Origin of the sequence: Paenibacillus sp. FSL W7-1332 (assembly GCF_037969785.1) — a bacterium.
Classification (GTDB): Bacteria; Bacillota; Bacilli; order Paenibacillales; family Paenibacillaceae; genus Paenibacillus_AQ.
This window is the reverse complement of the sequence record NZ_CP150209.1, coordinates 7211122-7231550: the sequence shown is the minus strand read 5'-3', so window position 1 is coordinate 7231550 and position 20429 is coordinate 7211122. Positions and strand designations below refer to the sequence as shown.

The following is a 20429-nucleotide window of genomic DNA, read 5'->3' as shown; positions in this document are numbered from 1 at the left end:
CTTTGAAGAAGGGTTCGCAGATTGGAAAAGGCAGGAGCGCAGAGGTGTATGAATGGGGAGAGTCTCAGGCATTAAAGCTGTATTATGAAGGGTATCGGCCGGAATGGGTGACGTATGAGGCGGAGATGGGCCGCATCGTTGCCGAAGCGGGCGTGCCTGCTCCTGCCGTCTTTGACATGGTGGATATCGAGGGACGAACAGGGCTGGTGTACGAACGGGTTACAGGACCGTCGATGCTGCATCAGGTTCAATCGTCACCGCTTCAGCTATTGAAGTGCGCCCGTGAGATGGCACGGCTCCAGCATGCGATGCATGGCTGCACAACAACCTTGCTGCCGTCGCAAAAAGAAAGGCTGGAGCATGCAATTCTTGATGCAAGCGGCATCCTGCAAGGAAAGGCCCAGGCTATATGCAAGGTACTGGATTCATTTCCGGAAGGCGATTCGATCTGCCATGGCGACTTTCACCCGGACAATGTGATTGTCACCGAGAACGGATGCCGGGCGATCGACTGGAACAATGCCCATGTAGGTAACCCGCTATGCGACGTCGCCAGGACATCGCTGATGTTCCAATCGCCGTTTAACCCGGACGATCAACCGGGCATCCTGCTGCTTCCGCTCCGGATGGCCCGCATGCTGTGGAATAAAGTATATCTGAACGAGTACTGCCGCTTATCCCGTGCGAAGCTGGAGGATATCGACCGGTGGATGCTCCCCGTAGCGGCAGCCAGGCTGAGAGAGGATGTCCCTGGAGAAAGAGAATGGCTGCTGGGTCTAATTGATGATCGGCTGCGTGCATATGCTTGATGGAGATCAGGGCTTCTAAGAACCTATCAGGCTCCTTGAAACGGGGAAAGCGGGCCAACTCCCAGCCTTCTCCGGAGCCTATACATCCGTCTTGGCATGATAGACCGAGGATGAGGATCCCGTCTGGTAATATGGGTAGCTCATATCCGACTTCACTTGTTCCGCTGTGGCGGCATCGGTTAACCTCTCCAGTACGTACAGGCCCAGATCGATGGACGAAGAAACCCCGCTGCCCGTAAAGAGGCGGTCATCTTGTACAATGCGAGCATGAACGACTTCCTTGCAGTAGGGCGCCAAAAGCTCGTAAGCCGAACGATTGGAAGTCGCCCGCTTGCTCTCCAGCAACCCGGCCGCGCCAAGAAGCAGCGACCCGGTGCACACGGATATGAGATATTTTGCTTCCCGGCCTGTCCGCAGCCAAGCCAGTACATCGGGGTCGAATCTGAGCTCCCTCGTGGTGAAGCCGCCAGGCACAAAGACCAGGTCATATTCCGACAGATTCGGTCTTACCTTGGATATGACATACTTCAGTCCGCGATCATCCGTAATTTGCGGGCTCATCGCGCAGTAATCCCAGGAGACTTCCAGGTCCTGGCGGATGCGGGAGAGCCTGGTCAGCACTTCGGTGAAACCGATAAGGTCCAAGGATGTCATCCCATGGAACAAAATAAATGCCATTTTCATCAAGAACACCTGCCCATAGAGATTTTATTATTATACCTCGGCCGCCGAGTGACCCGGGACGGAGCGTCTTCGAGTCGATGCACGATGAATTTGATAGTAGCCTATAGCGGACAAAGCGCTGAACATCAGGTTGAGGCCGATCAACCATTGGTAGCTGTTCGTGAGGTCGAACAGGAATCCGCCGGCGAAGGAACCGAGAACAGCTCCCGCTTGATGGAAAATAAGCAGCGTTCCTGTCTGCAATCCAACGGAGCGATTACCCATACCTTCGCTAGCTACCAACATGCCACCGGGGATGGCCCCTAAATAGCTGGCTCCGAAGATGACCGAGAAGACGATCGGAGAGATACTGAAATGCAGGAACAGCACCGTAAAGGCCGCGATTCGGAACACGTACAGCAAGGACAGGGCCAAACTTCTGGACATCCTGTCCAGGAGGAAGGCAAACAGCAATCCGCCTGCCAACTCAAGCAGGCCGAGAATGCTCAGTGAGGATGTGAACATGACCGAACCAACCTGATCGTGCCGGTGGATGGCCATCAGATGCATTTCAACCGTTCCCATGCTGAAGCCGCAAGTGAACAAGGCGAAGACCACCATGAGCACCGTACGATTGGTTACCATCTCCCTGGCAATCGAGAGGAACGGCGGCCGTCCCGTTGATGGAGATGAATCCGAAACGGCGGATTTTTCTCTACCCCGACCCGATTGGCGTTCTTTAAGGATAAGGAGAGTGAGCGGTATGGATATGAGCGTAATCCATAAGGTGATGGTGAATGCCGTTGTCCAGTCAAGCCAATCCCGATTGCTGACAAATAGAGGCGTCAGAATGGCCAGTCCGAGGGAGCTTGCACTGGTCATGATCATTAGTGCTTTCGCTTTATGCCGGCTGAACCAGCTTGTAACCACAACATAACCTGTACTGGCGGCCATCCCGGATAGGCCGGAGAGCAGCCCAAGTCCCATGAAAAATCCCGCCGGATGATGCAGCGTAAGTACGGTCAGCATGGACAAGACGCCAAACAGAGCGTTCAGGAGTATCATTTTTTGGGGGCCGTATTTGTCGGTTAACCATCCGCCGAGGGGAGAACAGATAGCGGCGATGGCAATGTTGAAGGACCATGTGAAGCTGATAAAGGTTAGGTCCACGTCCAAATCCCGTGCCATTTCATGCTGGTAATAAGACATGACAAACCGGCTGATTGCCGCTGCAAAACCAAGTGTCCATAGATAACACAGAATGATCCACGCATAACCCCGATCTTTTTTCATCCCTACAATCTTCAGCTCCTTCGTATGTCTTTACTTCAGCTATGTCATGGAATAAGCTAATTTTAATCACGGGGTGGGAAAATTAAAGGACAATTTATATCAACTGTATCAATACAGGGGGATGGCGGGATGGATACAAAGCACGAGCAAATTGTTGCGTATATGATCCGGGAAGTGGAAGGGGGGCATATCCGGTCAGGCCATAAGCTGCCTTCGGTCCGGGCCGTGGCCAAAATGTTCTCCTGCAGTCCCAACACGGTCGTTCGTGCATATCAGACCTTGGAACGCGAGGATGTCATCTACCCGGTAGCCAAGAGCGGATACTACCTTGTTGAAGGGAAGAACCGGACTTCGACGCGAACGGACAGCGAGCCGATTGATTTCGCCTCAACGACACCCCGGGGCGATTTTTTGCCGTTTCAGGAGATGGAGCATTGCCTTCGTAAGGCCATTTCCGTGTACAAGGAGGAGCTGTTTGGTTACACCGACCCACAGGGGATCATCTCGTTAAGGAACGAGCTGAGTAGGTATTTCCACGGTCAGCAGATCTTTGCGAAACCCGATCAAATCGCCGTGGTCACTGGGGCGCAGCAGGCCTTCTCGATCCTGACGCGCATGCCTTTTCCGGGTAAGGGGCAGGCGGTGCTGGTAGAACAGCCGACGTATTTCGGTTTCTTGGCGGCGGCGCGCGTGGCAGGCTGTCCGGTGATCGGAATCCAGCGCGATGAGCAGGGTATCGATTTGGAGGTGTTAGAGTCTTATTTTCGCAGTGGGCAGATCAAATTCTTCTATACGGTGCCGAGGTTTCTCAACCCGCTAGGCACCTCGTATTCGCCGGAGCAGAAGATGCGTATTGCCGAGCTTGCCCGGCAGTACGATGTCTATATCGTGGAAGACGATTATCTGGCGGATCTGGAGGAGGATGCGAAGGCCGACCCCTTGTACGCACTGGATCCGTCAAGCCATGTCATCTATGTCAAAAGCTTCTCGAAAACGATTCTGCCGGGCATTCGGATGGGCGCCGTTATTCTTCCTGAGCGCTTGCTCGATTTGTTCATTACGTACAAGAACGCTGCGGATATTTCATCTCCGGTCCTCTCCCAAGGCGCGCTTGAAATTTACATAAAGAGTGGAATGTACAGGCGCCATGTTGCCAAAATCCGGGCCCATTATCGGGAGAAGATGCGTTATGCCACCGAGGCGTGTGCCCGTGTCTTCGGCAGCGGCATTCCCTATACTTGTCCTTCCTCTGGCGTGTTCATCACCCTTCGCCTGCCGAAGTACGTAAAGGCATCTGTACTGCAGGATCGCCTGAAGCAGAGAGGGGTCTCGGTTACGAATGTGGATTTGCATCTGCTGCCGGAGAATCAGCGAAATGACAGGATCCGGTTATGTATGATCGGGGTGGAGATACCCCGAATTGAGGCGGGATTGACGGTCATCGAGCAGGAGATCAGGCACCTGGAGCGGAGGATGAGATAACGGAAGGGGGCGCGAGCGATACGAAGTGCTATGGAGGGGCCCCTTCACCAAAGTCGCCGGACAATCTCAAACTTCTAGTTTCATTACGGAACGGGAAGTATAAGGATAAGTAGACGACGAAGCAGAAGGTGGGAATCCCTCATGAGCAAATGGAAGGAACGTACGCAAGTTAGCCGTTATGCAGGCATCAGCATTTTATTGGGCGGAGCGCTGTTTGTTATTGCTACACTTATGCACCCTCCTGCGACCGATCCCTGGACGGGTCATCATGTGATTTCGATGATTCCGGACATGCTAACCTATTGGCAATGGGATCACAGCCTGATGCTGGCGGCTGTATTATTATGGCTTGGAGGACTGTCTCTCGGGGAGACTATGGCCGGTAGACGCCCGGCTGCAATGATGGCTGCCCGCTTGTTCAATGCGGCAATTACGATATGGGTGCTCGTGCTCGCGATGGAATTAACCGTTCTCCCAGTGCTGGCCAAGGAGTGGGGTTTGGTGCAAGACCCAGGGACGGCCGCCTTGGGTGTCGGGTTATTTGCTTTCGGTATTATGGCCGGGGATTTTGCCATGATGCTAGCCTGGATCGGAATAAGCCTGCTTAGCATTGCACTGCTCTCTGAAGAAACTGTGAAACCGGTCATGGCATGGATAGGCATAGCAGCAGGGTTGTGGGGAGCGATTGGCATACCTGCAGCACTGCTGCTTCCAAAACTCAGCGTTATCATCTATCCGATCACCTCAGGTCCGGTGTTTATGTGGACACTGATATTTGGCGTTTACATGGTAATAGGGCGAAAAACAAAAAAAGCAGGAGACCTATAGGTTTCCTCAGATTGTCGAGAAACCCTGCACTTTTTTCAAAGTACAGGGTTTCTCCCTTTTTAAGTGGTCAATTCAAGAGGGGAAATGGGGGATTACCCCCTGTTTTCCAGGCGATCCAAGTGGATCGCCATCTTCTTCATATTCTGCACGGTTGCTGTCATCAGAGCTTGTTCCCTGACGTTTTGCAACCCGCGCAACCGGCAATAGCGAAACCCATGGAGCTCTTTGGCATCCGCGAAGCTTCGCTCAATCGTTTCTTTTCGTTTTCGGTATAAATACTTGCCGGATCGACTGAGCCGGTTGTTTCGCACCCATTCCTTGCTGTCTTCCCAGACATGGCGCGTGACGACCTTGCGGTGATTCCGTGAACGGGTACATTGCTCCAGCATCGGGCAAGTCTTGCAGTGTTTCGGATCGGAGGCATATTGCCGGTATCCTTCTCGATTCGTGGTGCGATACAACAATTCATGCTGGAGCGGACAAATATAACGGTTACGCTCGGCATCATAGGTAAACTTCCACTTCGGAAATAAGCCTTGGGTCGGATGAAATCTCCGGTGAGCAATCACTCCAAAGATCCCCCGTTCCTGCAATCCTTTGCAGATGGGGGTTGTTAAATAGCCTGAATCCAGGGCAACGGCTTCAACTTCAAAACCAAATCGCTCTCGTTGGCGATCCAAACGCGACAAATACGGTACAGAATCATGGACGTTTCCCGGCGTGACGTGGACATCGGTAATCAGATTGTACTTCAAATCAACGGTCCGGTGATCTAAATAAAAGAATCCTTCCGGTTTCCCGTCGCGAATCATATAACCGCTATCCGGGTCGGTTTTGCTCACCTTGATTTCTTTCTTCTCGACCACATCCTCTCTGGGTTTTAAAGCTTTTTTCCATGCGCCTTCCGGTCGGCTTCTACTGCGCCATTGAGTTCGTCCATGTAATCTCGTGTGTTTTGTAGAACCTGCTGCTTGGTGTACTGGTGTTTGTTCGCATTGGCCTTCACATGCGTGGAATCCGAAACCAGGACTCGTCCGCCGACCATGCGATGCTCGATTGCCTGCAGCACAATCTCATCGAAGATATCTTGAAAGATATTAGTGTCTTTGAAACGAGTCCGTCGGTTCCAGCTAATGGTGGTATGGTCCGGAACTTTGTCTGTCAATCCCAAACCAAGAAACCAACGGTATGCCAGATTCGTCTGAATCTCGCGTTCCAGTTGACGCTCTGAACGAATGCCGTAAAAATAACCGAGGAAAATCATCTTAAATAACACGACAGGATCGATGGCTGGTCGCCCATTATCAGCACAGTAAAGCGGACGGACCTTTTCGTCGATGAAAGAGAAATCGATATACTTGTCCACTTTACGGAGCAGATGATCTTGAGGAACCAATTCTTCAATCGAAACAAACTCGTAAGCCTGCTGTTTTTCTCGGTTAGAACGCAACATATTTAACACCCTTCCGAACGGTTTATTTACTAATATTATATAATATTAACGCGGTGTCGTGTTGAACTAAATACACAAAAAATAGCTGTCGAGACTTTCTCGACAGCCTGAGGAGACCTATAGGTTTCCTGCTTTTTTGCGAATCGGCACGATCGTCCAATAGGTGCCGCATCTCCACAACCATTCGAGGGGTCCGTATTGGAACCAACGCATCCACAGATTGCTGGCTATGATCTGACAGACCACAATCCCAAGGGAAACGAGTGTAGATACGACATAAGTCGTCGGTGTGGTGTTCAGTATGAAGCGCTGAATACCTACCAGAAAGACGGTTTGTCCGATGTAGTTGGTAAGCGCCATCCGGCCGTATGCCTGTAACGGATACAGTATCCTTGCGCCTAAACGGGTGCGCCCCAGCAATAAGAGCGAGCTCAGATAAAATGCAGACACGATAGGACCCGTTGCCACCCCGATATGTGCCAGAGTTAAGGCTGCCTGCATGGTCGATGACGGCGATTCGCCTTCTATCATGAATAGAAACGGGGGCATCGGCTCGGGAGGTGCTGCCCACCACATGGCCCCAATCGCAATGACGGTTCCGAGTAATGACAGCAGCCACACCATGTGCAGCTTACTCCATCGTATTCCCTTGCTGATTGCTTCGTGTAATCGGTATTGGCCCGCGGCTAGCCCTAACAGGATCAGAAACGGAATGGTAAGCAGCTTGACTCCCATGACGGCCGCAACCGTAAACCCGACTACTCCAATACCTAGATTAACTCTCCTTGGCGCCCAATAGAGGGGAAGCGCTAGCAGGCCGACAATCGCATAATGAAATAATGCCTCCCCCGATTGATAATGCTGATGTATGAACCCCATTAGCACCAAGATCGCTAACCGGCGGATATACAGCCGAAGCCTTGGCTTTCCTCCCGCAACAGCGCTTCGGGATAGGAACATGTAGAACCCCAGCCCGAACAGGAACGTGAAGATCGTGTAGAATCGGGCCTCCACGAAAAAGGTAAGCACGCGCTGCAGCCAAAAATCCGCTGAAGTTTCCGGCGTGGCGATGAGCCAAAGCGCCAATACGTTAACAAACGGCAGACCAAGCAGCGCAAAACCCCTGAACTGGTCTAAAAAGTGCAATCGCCCCTTTCCAGTGGCAGGCTGGCGTTTCATCACGGTCTCATTTTTTACAGGAGCCATTAGTTACACCATCATCCTATTTACAGACTTGATATAACGGGCTCTGGCGATCAGGAAATAAATCATTTGAGCGGCCAAGAATGCCGATGAAGCCGCCAATACAGGACCACTAACGAAAGGAGAATCCAGGTATGCAAGAACCGGGCCGAGCACGACTAAGGACTGCAGGGCTGCAACCAGAATGGGGATAAAGAACAGCACAGCAATCTGAATCGTCGCGGAGATGTTCATCTCACGGGCGCTGAGTCCGATCTTGGACAGGGACCGGTACATCGCCTGGTCAGCTGAAAGCTCCGTATGCAGCTTGAAATACAGGAAGCTGGCGGATGAGATCGAGAAGATTAAGGCGACAAACACCCCGATAAAGCTGAATAACGAAAATCCTTGTTTATTGACGTAATAGTTCTCCGCCCTGGAATCGATAAATCCTTCACTGATTGTACTTCTGTTCCATTCCGACAACTCAAGGCCGAGCTTGGTTTCAGGATCATCCTTCTGAGGGAGCCCTTGCGAATCGGGAAGAATAAACGGATACGTATAACTCACACTGATTTCATCTGCTTTGTTCCCGCCCCTTAGTTCTTCAAACATGGTGTCCGTAACGACAAGCAATCTGCCGCTGTATACCAAAGCCGCAATCCGGTCTGTGCGGTTCTTCAAGATGAAAGAGTAGGGTTGACCGGATAATTCGATATCCGCTTCCGTTAGCTTCCCTTTACTCTTCTTCGCTGCATTCGGCGTTTCCGCCAGTAAGGCTTCATTCTCGCCGAATGTCCCGGCCGGCTTGGTATTTATCAAAGCAGCCAAACGGTCGTATTGGGATTGCGGGATGATGTGTAAGGAGTCCTCTCCATTCGCTGACAAGCGATAATAGATGGTTTCGACCTCCGCCCGTTTATACTCCAGCCCTTCTGTCTGCAGATGATTTTCAATCAGGGCCAACTCATCCTGCACTTTAGTCTCGTCGGCGATATAGCTGTAGCTGTAACTAAGCGCATACGGGTTATCTACATACACCGATTTGATCGATTGCTGCATAGCCAGTACGAAACCGGTGCTCATGGAAGCCAGTGCAACCACAACCGTGACCAGAAACAGCATGCGGGCATTATCCTTAATCTTGTAACTCATTTCGGAAATCCATAGCAGGTTTGTTCCTTTCCAGGTGGCCCTGCGATTTCGCTGCAGCATACGGACAATCCACACGGATAGCTGGGAGTAGAAGAAATACGTGCCCATAATGCCGGTTACCGCGGCAATGATCAGTGCCACAGGATCTAACTCTTTGACGCGAAGGACGGTGAAGCCGATGGTAAGCAGCACCACGCCCAAGAGGGCCAGGAACAGATTGGCTCTCGGTTCGGTTTTTGGTTTGCTGGTGCCTTTGAGAAGCTCCAGGACTTGATTCTTCCGGATAAATAACAAGGTGAAGAGCGAAATGACGAGAAACAGCGCAGCGAACGCACCGGCGGTAAGCAGCATCGCTTTAACCGGCCAATAGAACGGCAGCTCGTCCATATCGATGACTTTGGTGCTGATGAGCAGGAATACTTTGGATAACAGCATTCCGCTGGCTATGCCCGTTACGATGGCAATGGCGCCAATCAGAATGTTCTCGAGGAAGATCAGCCAATTGATCTGTTTGGCTTCAGCTCCGAGGATGGTCAGAATGCCGAACTCCCGGTTCCGCGACTTCAGAAAGACGCTGATCGAATACAGCACGAATAAGAACGCAAACACGTAGACGATGACCGTGGCGATTGTCATTCCCGTACGCGTCATCGTGCCCATAGGCGAATTCTCAATGGCCGGATGATAGATGAATACCGCATACGTAAAAAAGATCATGACCATGAACGAGCTGCTGAGCAGGTAAGCGAAATATTGACGTGCGTTACGCCGGACGTTGTTAAACGCGAATTGAGGAAAGCTCACTTGTATTCCCTCCCCAGAACGATAGCGTATCGATGATTTTTTGGAAAAAGGCCTGCCGGTTCTCTCCGCGGTGAATTTCGGCGGCCAACTTGCCGTCTTTAATAAAAACGATGCGGTTGCAATAGCTTGCGGCGAGAGGATCATGCGTAACCAGCATTAATGTGGTGCGATCCCGCTCGTTAATCTCGGCTAACGACTCCATCACGATCCGTGAGGAGTTGGAATCGAGTGCGCCTGTAGGCTCATCCGCAAGCAGTAACAGCGGCGCGCTGATGATAGCCCTGGCAATCGCGGTGCGCTGTCGTTGACCTCCCGAAATCTCGTACACGCGTTTATTCAGAATTTCGCGGATGCCAAGCCGTGAAGCGGTTTGCTGCAGCAGCGACTCCATGTCCTTGAGCGGACGGCGGTCCAGCGTAAGCGGAAGCACGATGTTCTCGGCAACGGTTAACGTATCGAGCAGGTTGAAATCTTGAAACACAAAGCCGAGCTGTCTGCGGCGGAAGTGGGCAAGCTCGCTTTTTTTCATGGTGTAAGGATTTTTGCCCCCGATCTTGACCTCGCCCGAGCTTGGACGATCGATGGTGGATACCATGTTCAGCAGGGTGGTTTTGCCGCTGCCTGAAGGGCCCATGATGCCGACGAATTCTCCTTCTTTGATAGTGAGATGAATATCGGTAAGAGCTTGTGTCGCCACTTTGCCCGCATATACTTTGTTTAATGCTTTTACTTCAAGAATATCCATAAACCCAGAAGCTCCTTTCTGTATACCTTATTAGTGTAGCCTAACTCTATCGTATACTGACCTGGCCCTGCTATGGATTTAGGTGAAACGGAGCTTACAACTACCATAAGGTTATGTTCGTATATTTTGTTCGTATCTAAAGGTTATGGGTGTGAGGTTTGTGGTCATTCCTCCAGTACAAAGAAGACACACCTAAGTTCCAGATGTGTCTTGGTTTTCGGCTCTGCGCATCATCAAAGTAACGGTGGTTCCCTCGCCCAACTTAGATTCCAACTCAACGGAGTGATCCAGCTTATGAGTGATTTCACGGACAAGATACAGGCCCATGCCGGTGGATTCATGATATTGCCGACCGCGCTCTCCGGTAAAGTAGGGATGGAACACCCGGTTGATGTCCTCCGGTGCTATGCCGATTCCCTCATCGCGGATATGGAGTTTGATGTGTTTCCCCGCTGCTTCTGCGGTTAATTGAATCTTCTTGCCGGGGCTGCCCGAGTAGTTCACGGCGTTCGTCAATATCTGACCCAGCATAAAACGAAACCATTTGGCATCCGTATAGACGGAGATCCGATCATCGATTTGGAACACAGGCGTAATCCCCTTGCGAATGAACAGCTTGCGGTTCTCGACCACGGATTCGCTTACCGCAGCACGGAGCCCGATGGCTTCTACAGCAAAATCCTGCTCGAACCGGTCCAGGCGCGCGGTGTACAGCACCATTTCGAGGCCTTTGCGAATACGATCAAGCTCTCCCCGAATATGCTCGGCGGGTGCCTCTTCGACTTCATCGAGCGTCAACTGAATAACCGACAGCGGGGTCTTCATCTGATGTACCCAGCGGTTGACGAAAGCGAGATGCTGGTCGGTTTGGCTTTGATGGCGATGCAGCTGTTGGCGGTATAAGCGCTCATAATGGCCGATCCGTTCGTGTATCGCTTCCGGCAGTGGCGCTTCGCCCAGGGGAGGGCTTAAGAATTCCTTCTCCGAAAGCTTCTCAGAAGAAAGCTCCCGATACATCGTGCGATGGGAAAGATACCGGTAAGCAAGATAGAGAAGCAGCACGACACTGCTTAACAGCACACCGTATAGTACGACAGTAAAGGGCCTGCCTTCACCGGTAAGCCAGTACAGCAGGGGGACAAGCAGCATTTGAACGGTAAAAAACAGCATGAGCGGGAGATGCTCCCGCAAGAAAAGTTTCATGGGGTCTCCCTGCCCGTCATGAACCGGTAGCCTGCTCCCCGGACGGTTTCGATAAGATCTCCGGCGCCCAGCTCACGAAGCTTGCGACGAACCCTTGTAATATAAACATTTAACGTATTGTCATCAATGAAGTGCTGATCCTCCCACATCAGGTCCAGCAGCCGCTCGCGGCTGACCACACGGCCCTCTTTTTCCATCAGCATCGTCAGCAGGGCTGCTTCCTTTTGGGTAAGCTCGGCTGATTCGTCTCCATAGGTCACAACGAATCGCTCGGGATAGATGATAAGACCGGCGCTTTCGATGGTATGCTCATCCTCCTGGCCGGAGGCATAGGCACCGACCGCACGGCGCAGGTGGCTGCGGATTTTCGCCAGAACAAGCTCCATGTCAAACGGCTTCGTAATATAATCGTCCGCCCCGTTTTCCAAGGCCATAATCTGATCCATGCCGCTGTCTCGGGCCGAGATGAAGATGATTGGGCAGTGCGATTGGGTACGGATTTGCCTGCACCAATAGAATCCGTCGAATTTCGGCAGATTGACATCCAGCAGAACAAGATCCGGCTTCGTATCCGCAAAAATGTCCATCACGCGGCTGAAGTCTTCGGTGATCCGTACGTTGAAATCATATTTGGAAATAGCCGATCTTAATTTATCCGCGATTCGTTCATCGTCTTCCACAATCAGGATGGTATACACGGTTCCAGCTCCTTTGAACTCCTAACTACATTATGTACTTACTATACCGAATTGGAGAGGGCGTTGGAAATCCAGAGGTTCATGTTTCTGAACGGAAGGTAACCAATTGTACGATCCCAAATTAACCTTTGCCCAGGCCCATGCATAAGATGTAGTCACATCAAACCTGCTGCCTGGGAAAGGGCGTGATTCATATGGGGATTCATTTAACCGCGATTCACTGGGTGTATCTGGCGTTTATCGTCCTGATCATGACGCTGTTGATTCGGCGGCGCGATACGGCGCTTGTTTGTATTACCGGAATATTTGCGCTTGGCCTTCTGGCAACGGAAACGCTGAGCGGCTCGGTCTCCGGTGTGTTTGATTCATTCATCTATGCGACCAAAGAGCTGATGGGCACCATCATGATTATATCCATCATCGTGGCGATGAGCCGGGTCTTGATCAAGACGGGGATCAACGAGACGATGGTGGCTCCGTTAACCCGCTTTCTGCGTACTCCCGCGATGGCTTACTGGGGCATCGGAATCATTATGATGGTAACGTCCTTTTTCTTCTGGCCGTCACCAGCAGTTGCGTTAATTGGTGCGGTCTTGCTCCCTGTGGCTATCCGTGTGGGTTTGCCGGCTCTCGGTGCGGCGGTGGCAATGAATCTGTTCGGACACGGCATTGCGTTATCGGGAGACTATATTATCCAGGGGGCGCCCAAATTAACCGCGGATGCGGCTGGATTGCCTGTATCCAGTGTCATGGCTGCCAGTGTGCCGCTCGTGATCGTGATGGGACTTGTAACAACCGTGGCGGCATTCTGGATGATGCGCAGAGATCAGCGGAACGGCAGCTGGAGAGATGGACTGGTAACCATTAAAAACACGGGAGACACGCTCACCACGCGTACCGAAGAGGATGAGGCTGTTGCGGCCATATCCCCGGCTATGAAAAAATGGTTGGCTATCGTCATTCTGCTGTTGTTCGCAGCAGATGTTGTCGTCATGTTCATCCTAAAGCTGCAGGGCGGAGATGCAACGGCCTTGGTCGGCGGCACAGCCGTCCTGATCCTCAGTGTCATTGCCCTGGTCGCTCATCGTAACCGGGGATTGGAGAAGGTCACCTCTTATTTGATCGAGGGATTCATGTTTGGATTCAAGGTATTCGGTCCTGTCATTCCTATCGCGGCGTTCTTCTATTTGGGGGATGCGGCATTTACCGATTTATTCGGTAAAGTGCTTCCGGAAGCATCCCATGGCATCGTGAACGACCTGGGGGTTGCCCTCGCGAATGCGGTGCCGCTGAACGGCGCGGTAGGTTCGGTAACGTTGACGATCACCGGTGCCATTACGGGTCTGGACGGTTCGGGTTTCTCCGGTATCTCGTTAGCCGGATCGATCGCGCAGCTGTTCGCTACGGCTATCGGCTCAGGTGCGGCTACACTGACAGCGCTTGGGCAGGTTGCCGCCATCTGGGTAGGCGGCGGCACGCTCATTCCGTGGGCGTTGATTCCGGCTGCAGCCATCTGCGGAGTCAGCCCATTCGAGCTGGCAAGGCGAAATTTGAAGCCGGTGCTGCTGGGTCTGGCTGCTACTACAGTCGTAGCGATGTTTCTGGTGTAATCAACAGCGAGAACTTAAAGAGCGCTGACCGTCATTGTCAGCGCTCGTTTAATCTGTTGAGGAACCGAAGTCGGTGATTCGCATGTTTACTTCATACGTAATGGGGATATGACTGAAGGTTTCATCCCAATTCTCCTGCACCTTCTTCCACACTTTCGGATGTTTGATGCGGATTTCATTGCCAAAACCCCCAACGTCCACATGATAGACATGCTGCATTTTGTTCAGGACCTGTTTGATCTGTTTACGGGCCTCTTCTTCAAACTGCTGCTCCATCTCTGAGATGTATCCACCCGATGAGGGAATTTCCGGAAAGCTCCAATCCTCGATTAGTCTGCCTTCTGCATTAACCTTGATATGAAATGAAATGTCGTCTCCCTGAACCTTTGGTATGATGGTGCTGTGGGATTTCTTGGGTTCAAAGGTTACGGTATGGCCGGTCTTCGGCGCATACGTCTTCAGCGCGCCTCCCATCACGTCTGCCGTAATCCAAGACAAGCCTTCCAGATCATATTGGCTTAATTCCCCGATCCATTTCTTGGTCTTGCCTTTGAAAATGGCGGCTCCTGAGAATTTATGCTCGCTTTGAGCGGTAACGACATTTTGTAACAGGAAGCTTTCCCCGGATTGCATGGCGCTGTCAAGCTTAATGAGTGTCACGGGCGGGATGATTTTGTTGGAACGATAACGGTTATCCACGAGTCCCATCAAGTAAAAAGCAGGGATCTCCCCGGGTTCAGTGGAGCTTAACGCTTCAAGCGCGCTTCGGTGGCTGACCACCACTAGGCAGCTGGGGCGGATGTCATTATCGCGGAGAATAAAGTCAAATACCTGTTCCAAGCTGTACCTTTTGGCTAATTCGCTAGAAACGACGATAACCTTCAGATGGTGGCCGATAAGCGGCCGGTCTCTACGTAATGCAAATTGGCGAAAGATTTGAATGATGGAGTCGCCCGTCAGCTGTTCGTTCAGGTAGGCCTTGCTTGGCGATGAAGAACTGGAACCTCCTTGCTTTTCGTTCTTTCCCGTAATTGGGGGTACGATCTGAACCGTTGCCGTCAGTACTTTCTTCTTCGGATAGGATGCCCCTTGTTTATTGATATCTCGTTCGAATCTGGATTCATTCGCTGCATCGAGTCCCAATCCAACATAGACGCTGACATCCTCAATTTCGTTGCTGCTCCAGCAGCCGGTAGTCAGAAACAGCAGGATGCTGGCCGTCCATAGTGACGTAAATCGTAAATACCTGTTCATTTCGGCTTCACACCTTTCTTACGGGCAATGCTGATCAGAAGCAAGAGTAATGGTAAAGCGCCAAATAAGTAGATAGAGGCATTGCCTACCACATCTCCCAGCTTGAATGTTTCCGATACGTCCTTCGGAATCATCGCGATGAGGAAGATGACAGGAAGCAGGATAAAGAGAAAGGGCCGTATTTTCGTCTTAAGCAGCTGGGACCATCCTAACGAGGCTGCGTAATGCGTTATCGCAAAGGTCGAGAATATTTGCATGATCCAGATGACAAGCAGCAGGGACTCAAAACGTTCGAATATCAGTCCCTGCATTTCAAAACTCCGCATTAAGTCCAGTGTCGGCCATGTTCTTGTTTCAACTCCGTTTATGGACAGCCCGCCAATAACCATAATGACGGTGATTAAATAGATAACCAGGGGAACCGTAATGCCAACGAGCATGGCTTTGGTGCCTTTTTTGGGAGACTTCATAAACGCCATGGCAACAAACATGATCTCGTAACCCGTAAAAGATAGTAAAGATGGCTTTAACCCCCGAATCACGGGCATAAACCCTGAGCCGAGTACCGGCCTTAAGTTTTTGATATCAAAAATATTGCTGCTCAACAGAATCGCTATGAGGAAAAAAACCAGCGTAATCGGTAGAATGATCTCGCAGATTCTGGCGATGCTGTTGATCCCCCCGGTGGTCAAATACAGGCCGATCCACATAAAGGTCATCACGATGGCCCAGACGGGTGTGCCTTCCAGCAGATATAACCCCGTTACCTCCGCCATAATCCGGATCTCAAAAGCGGCGATGATAATGAAATAACCAATAAACAGCAGGCCTAGAACAAAAGCCAGCCATTTCCCGGTGATCTCAGGTACAAATTGAAACCATGTTTTCCCTTGAAATCTTCGGCATAACGACACAACGATCATTCCTGCCAACAGGATGATCAAACCGGAGATGAGAATCGAGATCCACACATCCGGCGTTTTGGCAGCCTCTACCGTCGTTCTGGGAAGTGTCAGAATACCGGCACCCAGCATGTAGTTAATGATCATGACGGCAGCTTGAGACGTGGTGATCTGGTCATGGGTGTTATTTGAGCTGCTCATGGTCCTCGCCTCATTTCGTGCTTAGGATGATTAATTTCTGCGGTCAGGGTCGTTCGGTTTTAACATTCGAGGTCGTTTCTTCATCACTTTCAGCGGGAACCGAATGAGGAAGTCCTTCAAGTCACTGATGCCGTAAGGCACCATTGGACTTGCATAAGGTACGCCGAAGCTCTTCAGTATGACCAAATGACTGCAGAGAAGAAGGAAGAACATCACGACACCATACAGTCCAAGCACTGCCGCAAAGAACATCGCGGTAAACCGAAGAACGCGCAATGTAATGCCGGCACTGTATACTGGGATCGTGAAGGAAGAGATGGCGGTTACGGCCACGACAATAACGAGAAACGGACTGACGATACCGGCTTGTACGGCAGCATCGCCAATAATCAGACCGCCTACGATGCCCATCGCAGGCCCGATGGGTTTCGGGAGCCGAATCCCGGCCTCCCGCAATATTTCAATGGCGATTTCCATGATGAGCGCTTCGATGATTGAGGGAAAGGGCACGCCTTGCCTGGTTTCAATGATCGTTAGCGCCAGCTTGGTTGGAATCAGCCCGGGATGAAAAGAAATAAACGAAATGTAGAGTGCCGGAGCCAGAAGTGCCAGCAGGGCGGAGAGAAAACGCAATAAGCGGACAAAGGATCCCGAGATCCATCTCTCGTAGTAATCCTCCGGCGACTGCAGCAGCATGCTGAACGTGACAGGGACGATTAGCGCATACGGCGTGCCATCAAGCAGGATAGCTACCCGCCCTTCCAGTAAAGCCCCGATCACCCTGTCGGGTCTTTCCGTGTTCTGCACTTGCTGAAAAGGACTCATGACATTTTCCTCAATCAATTGCTCGATGTATCCTGACTCGAGAGGGTCATCAATTTCGAGTTTCTGAATTCGCGTAACGACCTCCTCTACTAGCTTCGGGTCGGCAATATCCTTCATATAGGCAATGATCAGATCCTTTTTCACGCGGTTCCCAACCTCAAATCGGGTGAGCAGAAGGCTTTCGTTTTTTCCGTGAAGCCGCAGTAATCCTGTATTGTCGGCCAATCTCTCGGTAAACCCGACACGCGGGCCTCGAAGAAGTGCTTCGGATAGAGGTTCCTCCAGATTTCGGCTCTTCCCCTTGGCAGAACCAACCAGGAAGGCGCCTTGCATTCCATCTACCAATAAACCGGTTGTGCCCACAAGAACAGATTGTACGAGTTCCAGTAATCTAGCGGTATGTTTAATTTCGCTTACAGGGAGCATCTGGCTGCTGATATAGGATTTGATCGTATCGCTTGAACGATTGAACTGTTCCTGCTCCGCTTCTGGAATTCCCACCAACATGAGGGGCCTTATAAGATGGGTGTCCATAAGATCGTTGTTCATCAATCCGTCGACAAAAACGATGGCTGCCCGCGTTCCCGTTCCCCGGATCGTAAATTCTCTGATTTCCACGTCCCCGTTGTTACCGATTGCTTTACGGACGGATGTTAAATCCGCATCGTAAAGCCCCGTCAAGAGAGCCTGTGGCGAAACGCTATCCTCTCTCTCGGGGGGAGAGGGCTTGTTCGGTTTGAGGGCGTAACTCGAATTAATAGATTTGCGAAACCAATGGGTTAACGCCAGCATGAGGAAGGGTACCAGTACGAGTAGTAAAGCTTGAACCCAAATCGTCCACTTCGGAATATAGGATACAATTACTGACCACAATGAAAGTCACCCCGCAATTTTTTAGCAATAGATCATAGTGTGAATCAAGTGTATTGTTACCCGAGGTGATCTTGAAAATTCCTGTTATTTGAATATCAGGAAGAATACCCTGCGCCGTTGAAGTTATATAACCAATTGCTGAAAAACGGGATAACAAAAAGGGGCATCCCCAGGCCGCTGTCCTGATGGGGATACCCCTTACATATATGAACTAAGCTGTGATCGCTACTTCTTCGATATCGAGAACGGGAGCTCATCAGAGCTGTAAGCACGGTAGCTTGGAGCCAGCCCGAGACGGAAATCGAGGGACTTGCCTGCCAGAATATCCTCATGCGTAATGTACAGTTTGGTGTAATCCTGTCCTTCCAATTGAACGCTGGCCACGAAGTTGGACTGCGGATTGTTGTTGTCGGTATGAATCGACATCTGTTTGCCGTTTGGCAGCTCAATACTCACGCTGTCGAACAACGGGATGCCGAGCACATATTCATTACTGCCCGGACATACCGGATAGAAGCCCATGGAGCTAAACACATACCATCCGGACATGCTGCCGTTATCCTCGTCTCCCGGGAAACCGTCAAAGCCGCTGTTGAACAGGTTCGACATCAGCTGTTTGAGGACGACCTGGGATGATGCGGGCTGCCCGACATAGTTGAACAGATAAGGAATATGGAAGCTTGGCTGATTGGATATCGCCAGCTGGCCATAGTCGATGGCAGCCATCTCACTCATCTCATGAATTTCAAAGCCGTAGCCCCGTACGTCGAAGTCCGGTGCTTTGTTGCACAATTCGGTGATTTTATCGAAAAAACGTTTCTCCGAACCATACGCCTCGATCAAGCCTTGGAAATCCTGGAATACGGCAAAGCTGGTCTGCCAGGCGCTTCCCTCGGCATAATCAAGCCCCCAGCTCGTATCGTTGAAATCCGGACGGAATTGGCCGTCCTGATCCTTGGCCCGCATAAACCCGGTTTCTGCATCGAAAATATTTCTGTAGTTGAGCGCGCTTTGTCTGTATTGGTTTGCAACATCCGATCGGCCCAAGACATCGGCCACGCGGCTGATGCAGTAGTCGCTGTATGCGTAATCCAGCGTGTGGTTCACGCTCTCGTGATAGCTGCTTGGAACATAACCGTACTTGATGTAATCCAGCGTTCCTTGCCGTCCATAACAATTCTGTCCGCTCTGCGTGGTGGCTGCGGTCAGCATGGCTTCCAGCAGTTCCGGCAGCAGGTGCTGAGCCAGTCCCTTAGCCGCCGCATCCGCAATGACGGCGTCAATAAGCGTGCCTGGCATCAGCCCGCGCTCATCCGGGGACAGCCATTTTGGCAGGAAGCCGGTCTCGCGGTAGGAATTCAGGAAACCTTCCAGCATTTCCTCATATTCCTTGGGCGCGATGATGGAATAGAGCGGATATACGGTTTTGTAAGTATCCCAGAAGCCGTTATTGGTATAGAGAATGCCCTTTTTGACGGATCGGGCCGTTGTATCGTAATGTACCGGCTCCATGTTGGCATCCAGCTCATAAAACTTCTGCGGGAACAGGAACATGCGGTACAGGCAAGTATAGAAGGTGCGCATATATTCTTCGTTCGAGTGAGTGACCCGGATTTTGTTAAGGTAATGATTCCAGGCTTGTGCAGCCAGTTCCTTCTGCTCATCCAGGGATATGTCAAGCTCGCGCGCAAGGTTAAGCTCTGCTTGCTCCAGGCTAATAAACGACGTCGCCAGTTTAACATCCAGCACGTCTCTTTCACAGTCTATGAAACGAATAACGACGTGCTGGTCGACACCGCCAAAAGCAACCGCAGGGAAGAACTTGCCTTCTTCGTTGTAATAACCTGTTGTAGCAAGATCTATGTCCTTGCTAAAGCTTATGGCTACGTACATACGGAACCCGTCATCGTGACAGCCTGCGAAGTTGCTGACATAGCCAGTTAATTTGCGCTGGGCTGCATCCAGTCGGAACTCGCTTATGTTATTAACATTCAGGACAAAGCCTGCCTGCTGCCCGGAATTGTACTTCATACGCATTGCCGCACCGTAGGTGCTGGGAACCAGCTCCGTGGTGATGTTATAACGCTGCTGCTTCACTCTGAGATAGTGGGGTTTGAATGTCGCTTCTTCAGGCCGGTAGGAGCTTTGACAGGTGAAGACGGACCCTCTGATTTTGTCGTCCGCAATCGGAGTCATCAGGAAGTGGGCGAAATCGCCCATCCATGGACTTGGCTGGTGTGTCAGGCGAATGCCTTGGAAGACGCGGTCATTAGGGTTGAAGAACCAGCTTCCTTCGTTTTTGGTCTGGACGACATAATGGTTCATACCGAAAGGTACACCCGTATAAGGAAGCGCATTCCCGTTGGAATAGGTGTATTGGTTGTTGGTGCCTTGCCTTGTATCGATATAGTTCAGCATGTAAAAGTCTCCTTTGGTTTTTAGAAATAGG

Annotated in this window: 16 protein-coding genes; 4 read left to right on the top strand and 12 right to left on the bottom strand. The window is 51.2% G+C overall.

Annotated features, from left to right (window positions below; all coding sequences use genetic code 11):
* The first annotated feature begins 2 nt into the window (after positions 1-2).
* Positions 3-809, top strand: a complete 807-nt coding sequence (locus MKX98_RS32830; protein ID WP_339220560.1) for an aminoglycoside phosphotransferase family protein — start codon at positions 3-5, stop codon at positions 807-809.
* Positions 810-887: 78 nt separating this feature from the next.
* Here MKX98_RS32830 and MKX98_RS32825 read toward each other — a convergent pair whose 3' ends face one another.
* Both MKX98_RS32825 and MKX98_RS32820 read right to left on the bottom strand, forming a co-directional pair.
* Positions 888-1493, bottom strand: coding sequence for a DJ-1/PfpI family protein (locus MKX98_RS32825; RefSeq protein ID WP_339220559.1), 606 nt, complete (start codon positions 1491-1493; stop codon positions 888-890).
* Between the two features lie 30 nt (positions 1494-1523).
* Complete coding sequence (locus MKX98_RS32820; RefSeq protein WP_339220557.1) at positions 1524-2765, bottom strand: MFS transporter; 1242 nt, start codon at positions 2763-2765, stop codon at positions 1524-1526.
* A 129-nt stretch (positions 2766-2894) separates the two neighbouring features.
* On the opposite strand from MKX98_RS32820, the gene MKX98_RS32815 reads away from it, so the two are divergent.
* Both MKX98_RS32815 and MKX98_RS32810 read left to right on the top strand, forming a co-directional pair.
* Entirely contained in the window at positions 2895-4247 is a 1353-nt protein-coding gene (locus MKX98_RS32815) for a PLP-dependent aminotransferase family protein (protein ID WP_339220556.1), read from the top strand.
* Positions 4248-4388: 141 nt separating this feature from the next.
* Positions 4389-5075 carry a hypothetical protein gene (locus tag MKX98_RS32810; protein WP_339220555.1) on the top strand — a complete coding sequence of 229 codons (687 nt, stop codon included), beginning with the start codon at positions 4389-4391 and terminating at the stop codon, positions 5073-5075.
* A gap of 92 nt (positions 5076-5167) precedes the next feature.
* On the opposite strand, the gene MKX98_RS32805 is transcribed toward MKX98_RS32810, so the two are convergent.
* The 6 genes from MKX98_RS32805 to MKX98_RS32780 all read right to left on the bottom strand — a co-directional run bounded on the left by MKX98_RS32805 (position 5168) and on the right by MKX98_RS32780 (position 12315).
* Positions 5168-6528 (bottom strand): IS1182 family transposase gene (locus MKX98_RS32805; RefSeq protein ID WP_339219424.1). Its coding sequence is split into 2 segments (ribosomal slippage): positions 5168-5961 and positions 5961-6528, totalling 1362 coding nucleotides; the frame shifts between segments, so codons are not numbered across the junction.
* Between the two features lie 117 nt (positions 6529-6645).
* Positions 6646-7734 carry a DUF418 domain-containing protein gene (locus MKX98_RS32800; protein ID WP_339220554.1) on the bottom strand — a complete coding sequence of 363 codons (1089 nt, stop codon included), beginning with the start codon at positions 7732-7734 and terminating at the stop codon, positions 6646-6648.
* Positions 7735-7737: 3 nt separating this feature from the next.
* Positions 7738-9669: an ABC transporter permease gene (locus MKX98_RS32795; protein ID WP_339220553.1), complete on the bottom strand. Its 1932-nt coding sequence runs from the start codon at positions 9667-9669 to the stop codon at positions 7738-7740.
* Complete coding sequence (locus tag MKX98_RS32790; RefSeq protein WP_071220513.1) at positions 9644-10414, bottom strand: ABC transporter ATP-binding protein; 771 nt, start codon at positions 10412-10414, stop codon at positions 9644-9646. The genes MKX98_RS32795 and MKX98_RS32790 overlap by 26 nt, the downstream gene beginning before the upstream one ends.
* A 192-nt stretch (positions 10415-10606) precedes the next feature.
* Positions 10607-11617, bottom strand: coding sequence for a sensor histidine kinase (locus MKX98_RS32785; RefSeq protein WP_339220550.1), 1011 nt, complete (start codon positions 11615-11617; stop codon positions 10607-10609).
* Positions 11614-12315, bottom strand: coding sequence for a response regulator transcription factor (locus MKX98_RS32780; RefSeq protein WP_220687187.1), 702 nt, complete (start codon positions 12313-12315; stop codon positions 11614-11616). Before MKX98_RS32780 ends, MKX98_RS32785 begins: the two co-directional genes overlap by 4 nt.
* A gap of 194 nt (positions 12316-12509) precedes the next feature.
* On the opposite strand from MKX98_RS32780, the gene MKX98_RS32775 reads away from it, so the two are divergent.
* Positions 12510-13925 carry a hypothetical protein gene (locus tag MKX98_RS32775; protein WP_194540097.1) on the top strand — a complete coding sequence of 472 codons (1416 nt, stop codon included), beginning with the start codon at positions 12510-12512 and terminating at the stop codon, positions 13923-13925.
* 48 nt (positions 13926-13973) lie between these two features.
* Here the strand turns inward: MKX98_RS32775 and MKX98_RS32770 are convergent, their stop codons facing one another.
* The 4 genes from MKX98_RS32770 to MKX98_RS32755 all read right to left on the bottom strand — a co-directional run bounded on the left by MKX98_RS32770 (position 13974) and on the right by MKX98_RS32755 (position 20398).
* The gene (locus MKX98_RS32770) at positions 13974-15179 is read right to left on the bottom strand and encodes a Ger(x)C family spore germination protein (protein ID WP_194540096.1); all 1206 of its coding nucleotides are present in this window, start codon (positions 15177-15179) and stop codon (positions 13974-13976) included.
* Positions 15176-16282, bottom strand: coding sequence for a spore germination protein (locus MKX98_RS32765; protein ID WP_194540095.1), 1107 nt, complete (start codon positions 16280-16282; stop codon positions 15176-15178). Before MKX98_RS32765 ends, MKX98_RS32770 begins: the two co-directional genes overlap by 4 nt.
* A gap of 30 nt (positions 16283-16312) precedes the next feature.
* The gene (locus MKX98_RS32760; protein WP_339220547.1) at positions 16313-17980 is read right to left on the bottom strand and encodes a spore germination protein; all 1668 of its coding nucleotides are present in this window, start codon (positions 17978-17980) and stop codon (positions 16313-16315) included.
* Positions 17981-18205: 225 nt separating this feature from the next.
* Entirely contained in the window at positions 18206-20398 is a 2193-nt protein-coding gene (locus tag MKX98_RS32755; protein ID WP_339220545.1) for a GH92 family glycosyl hydrolase, read from the bottom strand.
* Between the last annotated feature and the right edge of the window lie 31 nt (positions 20399-20429).

What these genes read in the sequence shown, in the direction of transcription:
- MKX98_RS32825 (WP_339220559.1), bottom strand. Translation starts at nt 1,493, where the DNA reads ATGAAAATGGCATTTATTTTGTTCCATGGGATGACATCCTTGGACCTT.
- MKX98_RS32820 (WP_339220557.1), bottom strand. Translation starts at nt 2,765, where the DNA reads ATGAAAAAAGATCGGGGTTATGCGTGGATCATTCTGTGTTATCTATGG.
- MKX98_RS32815 (WP_339220556.1), top strand. Translation starts at nt 2,895, where the DNA reads ATGGATACAAAGCACGAGCAAATTGTTGCGTATATGATCCGGGAAGTG.
- MKX98_RS32810 (WP_339220555.1), top strand. Translation starts at nt 4,389, where the DNA reads ATGAGCAAATGGAAGGAACGTACGCAAGTTAGCCGTTATGCAGGCATC.
- MKX98_RS32800 (WP_339220554.1), bottom strand. Translation starts at nt 7,734, where the DNA reads ATGGCTCCTGTAAAAAATGAGACCGTGATGAAACGCCAGCCTGCCACT.
- MKX98_RS32790 (WP_071220513.1), bottom strand. Translation starts at nt 10,414, where the DNA reads ATGGATATTCTTGAAGTAAAAGCATTAAACAAAGTATATGCGGGCAAA.
- MKX98_RS32785 (WP_339220550.1), bottom strand. Translation starts at nt 11,617, where the DNA reads ATGAAACTTTTCTTGCGGGAGCATCTCCCGCTCATGCTGTTTTTTACC.
- MKX98_RS32775 (WP_194540097.1), top strand. Translation starts at nt 12,510, where the DNA reads ATGGGGATTCATTTAACCGCGATTCACTGGGTGTATCTGGCGTTTATC.
- MKX98_RS32770 (WP_194540096.1), bottom strand. Translation starts at nt 15,179, where the DNA reads ATGAACAGGTATTTACGATTTACGTCACTATGGACGGCCAGCATCCTG.
- MKX98_RS32765 (WP_194540095.1), bottom strand. Translation starts at nt 16,282, where the DNA reads ATGAGCAGCTCAAATAACACCCATGACCAGATCACCACGTCTCAAGCT.
- MKX98_RS32755 (WP_339220545.1), bottom strand. Translation starts at nt 20,398, where the DNA reads ATGCTGAACTATATCGATACAAGGCAAGGCACCAACAACCAATACACC.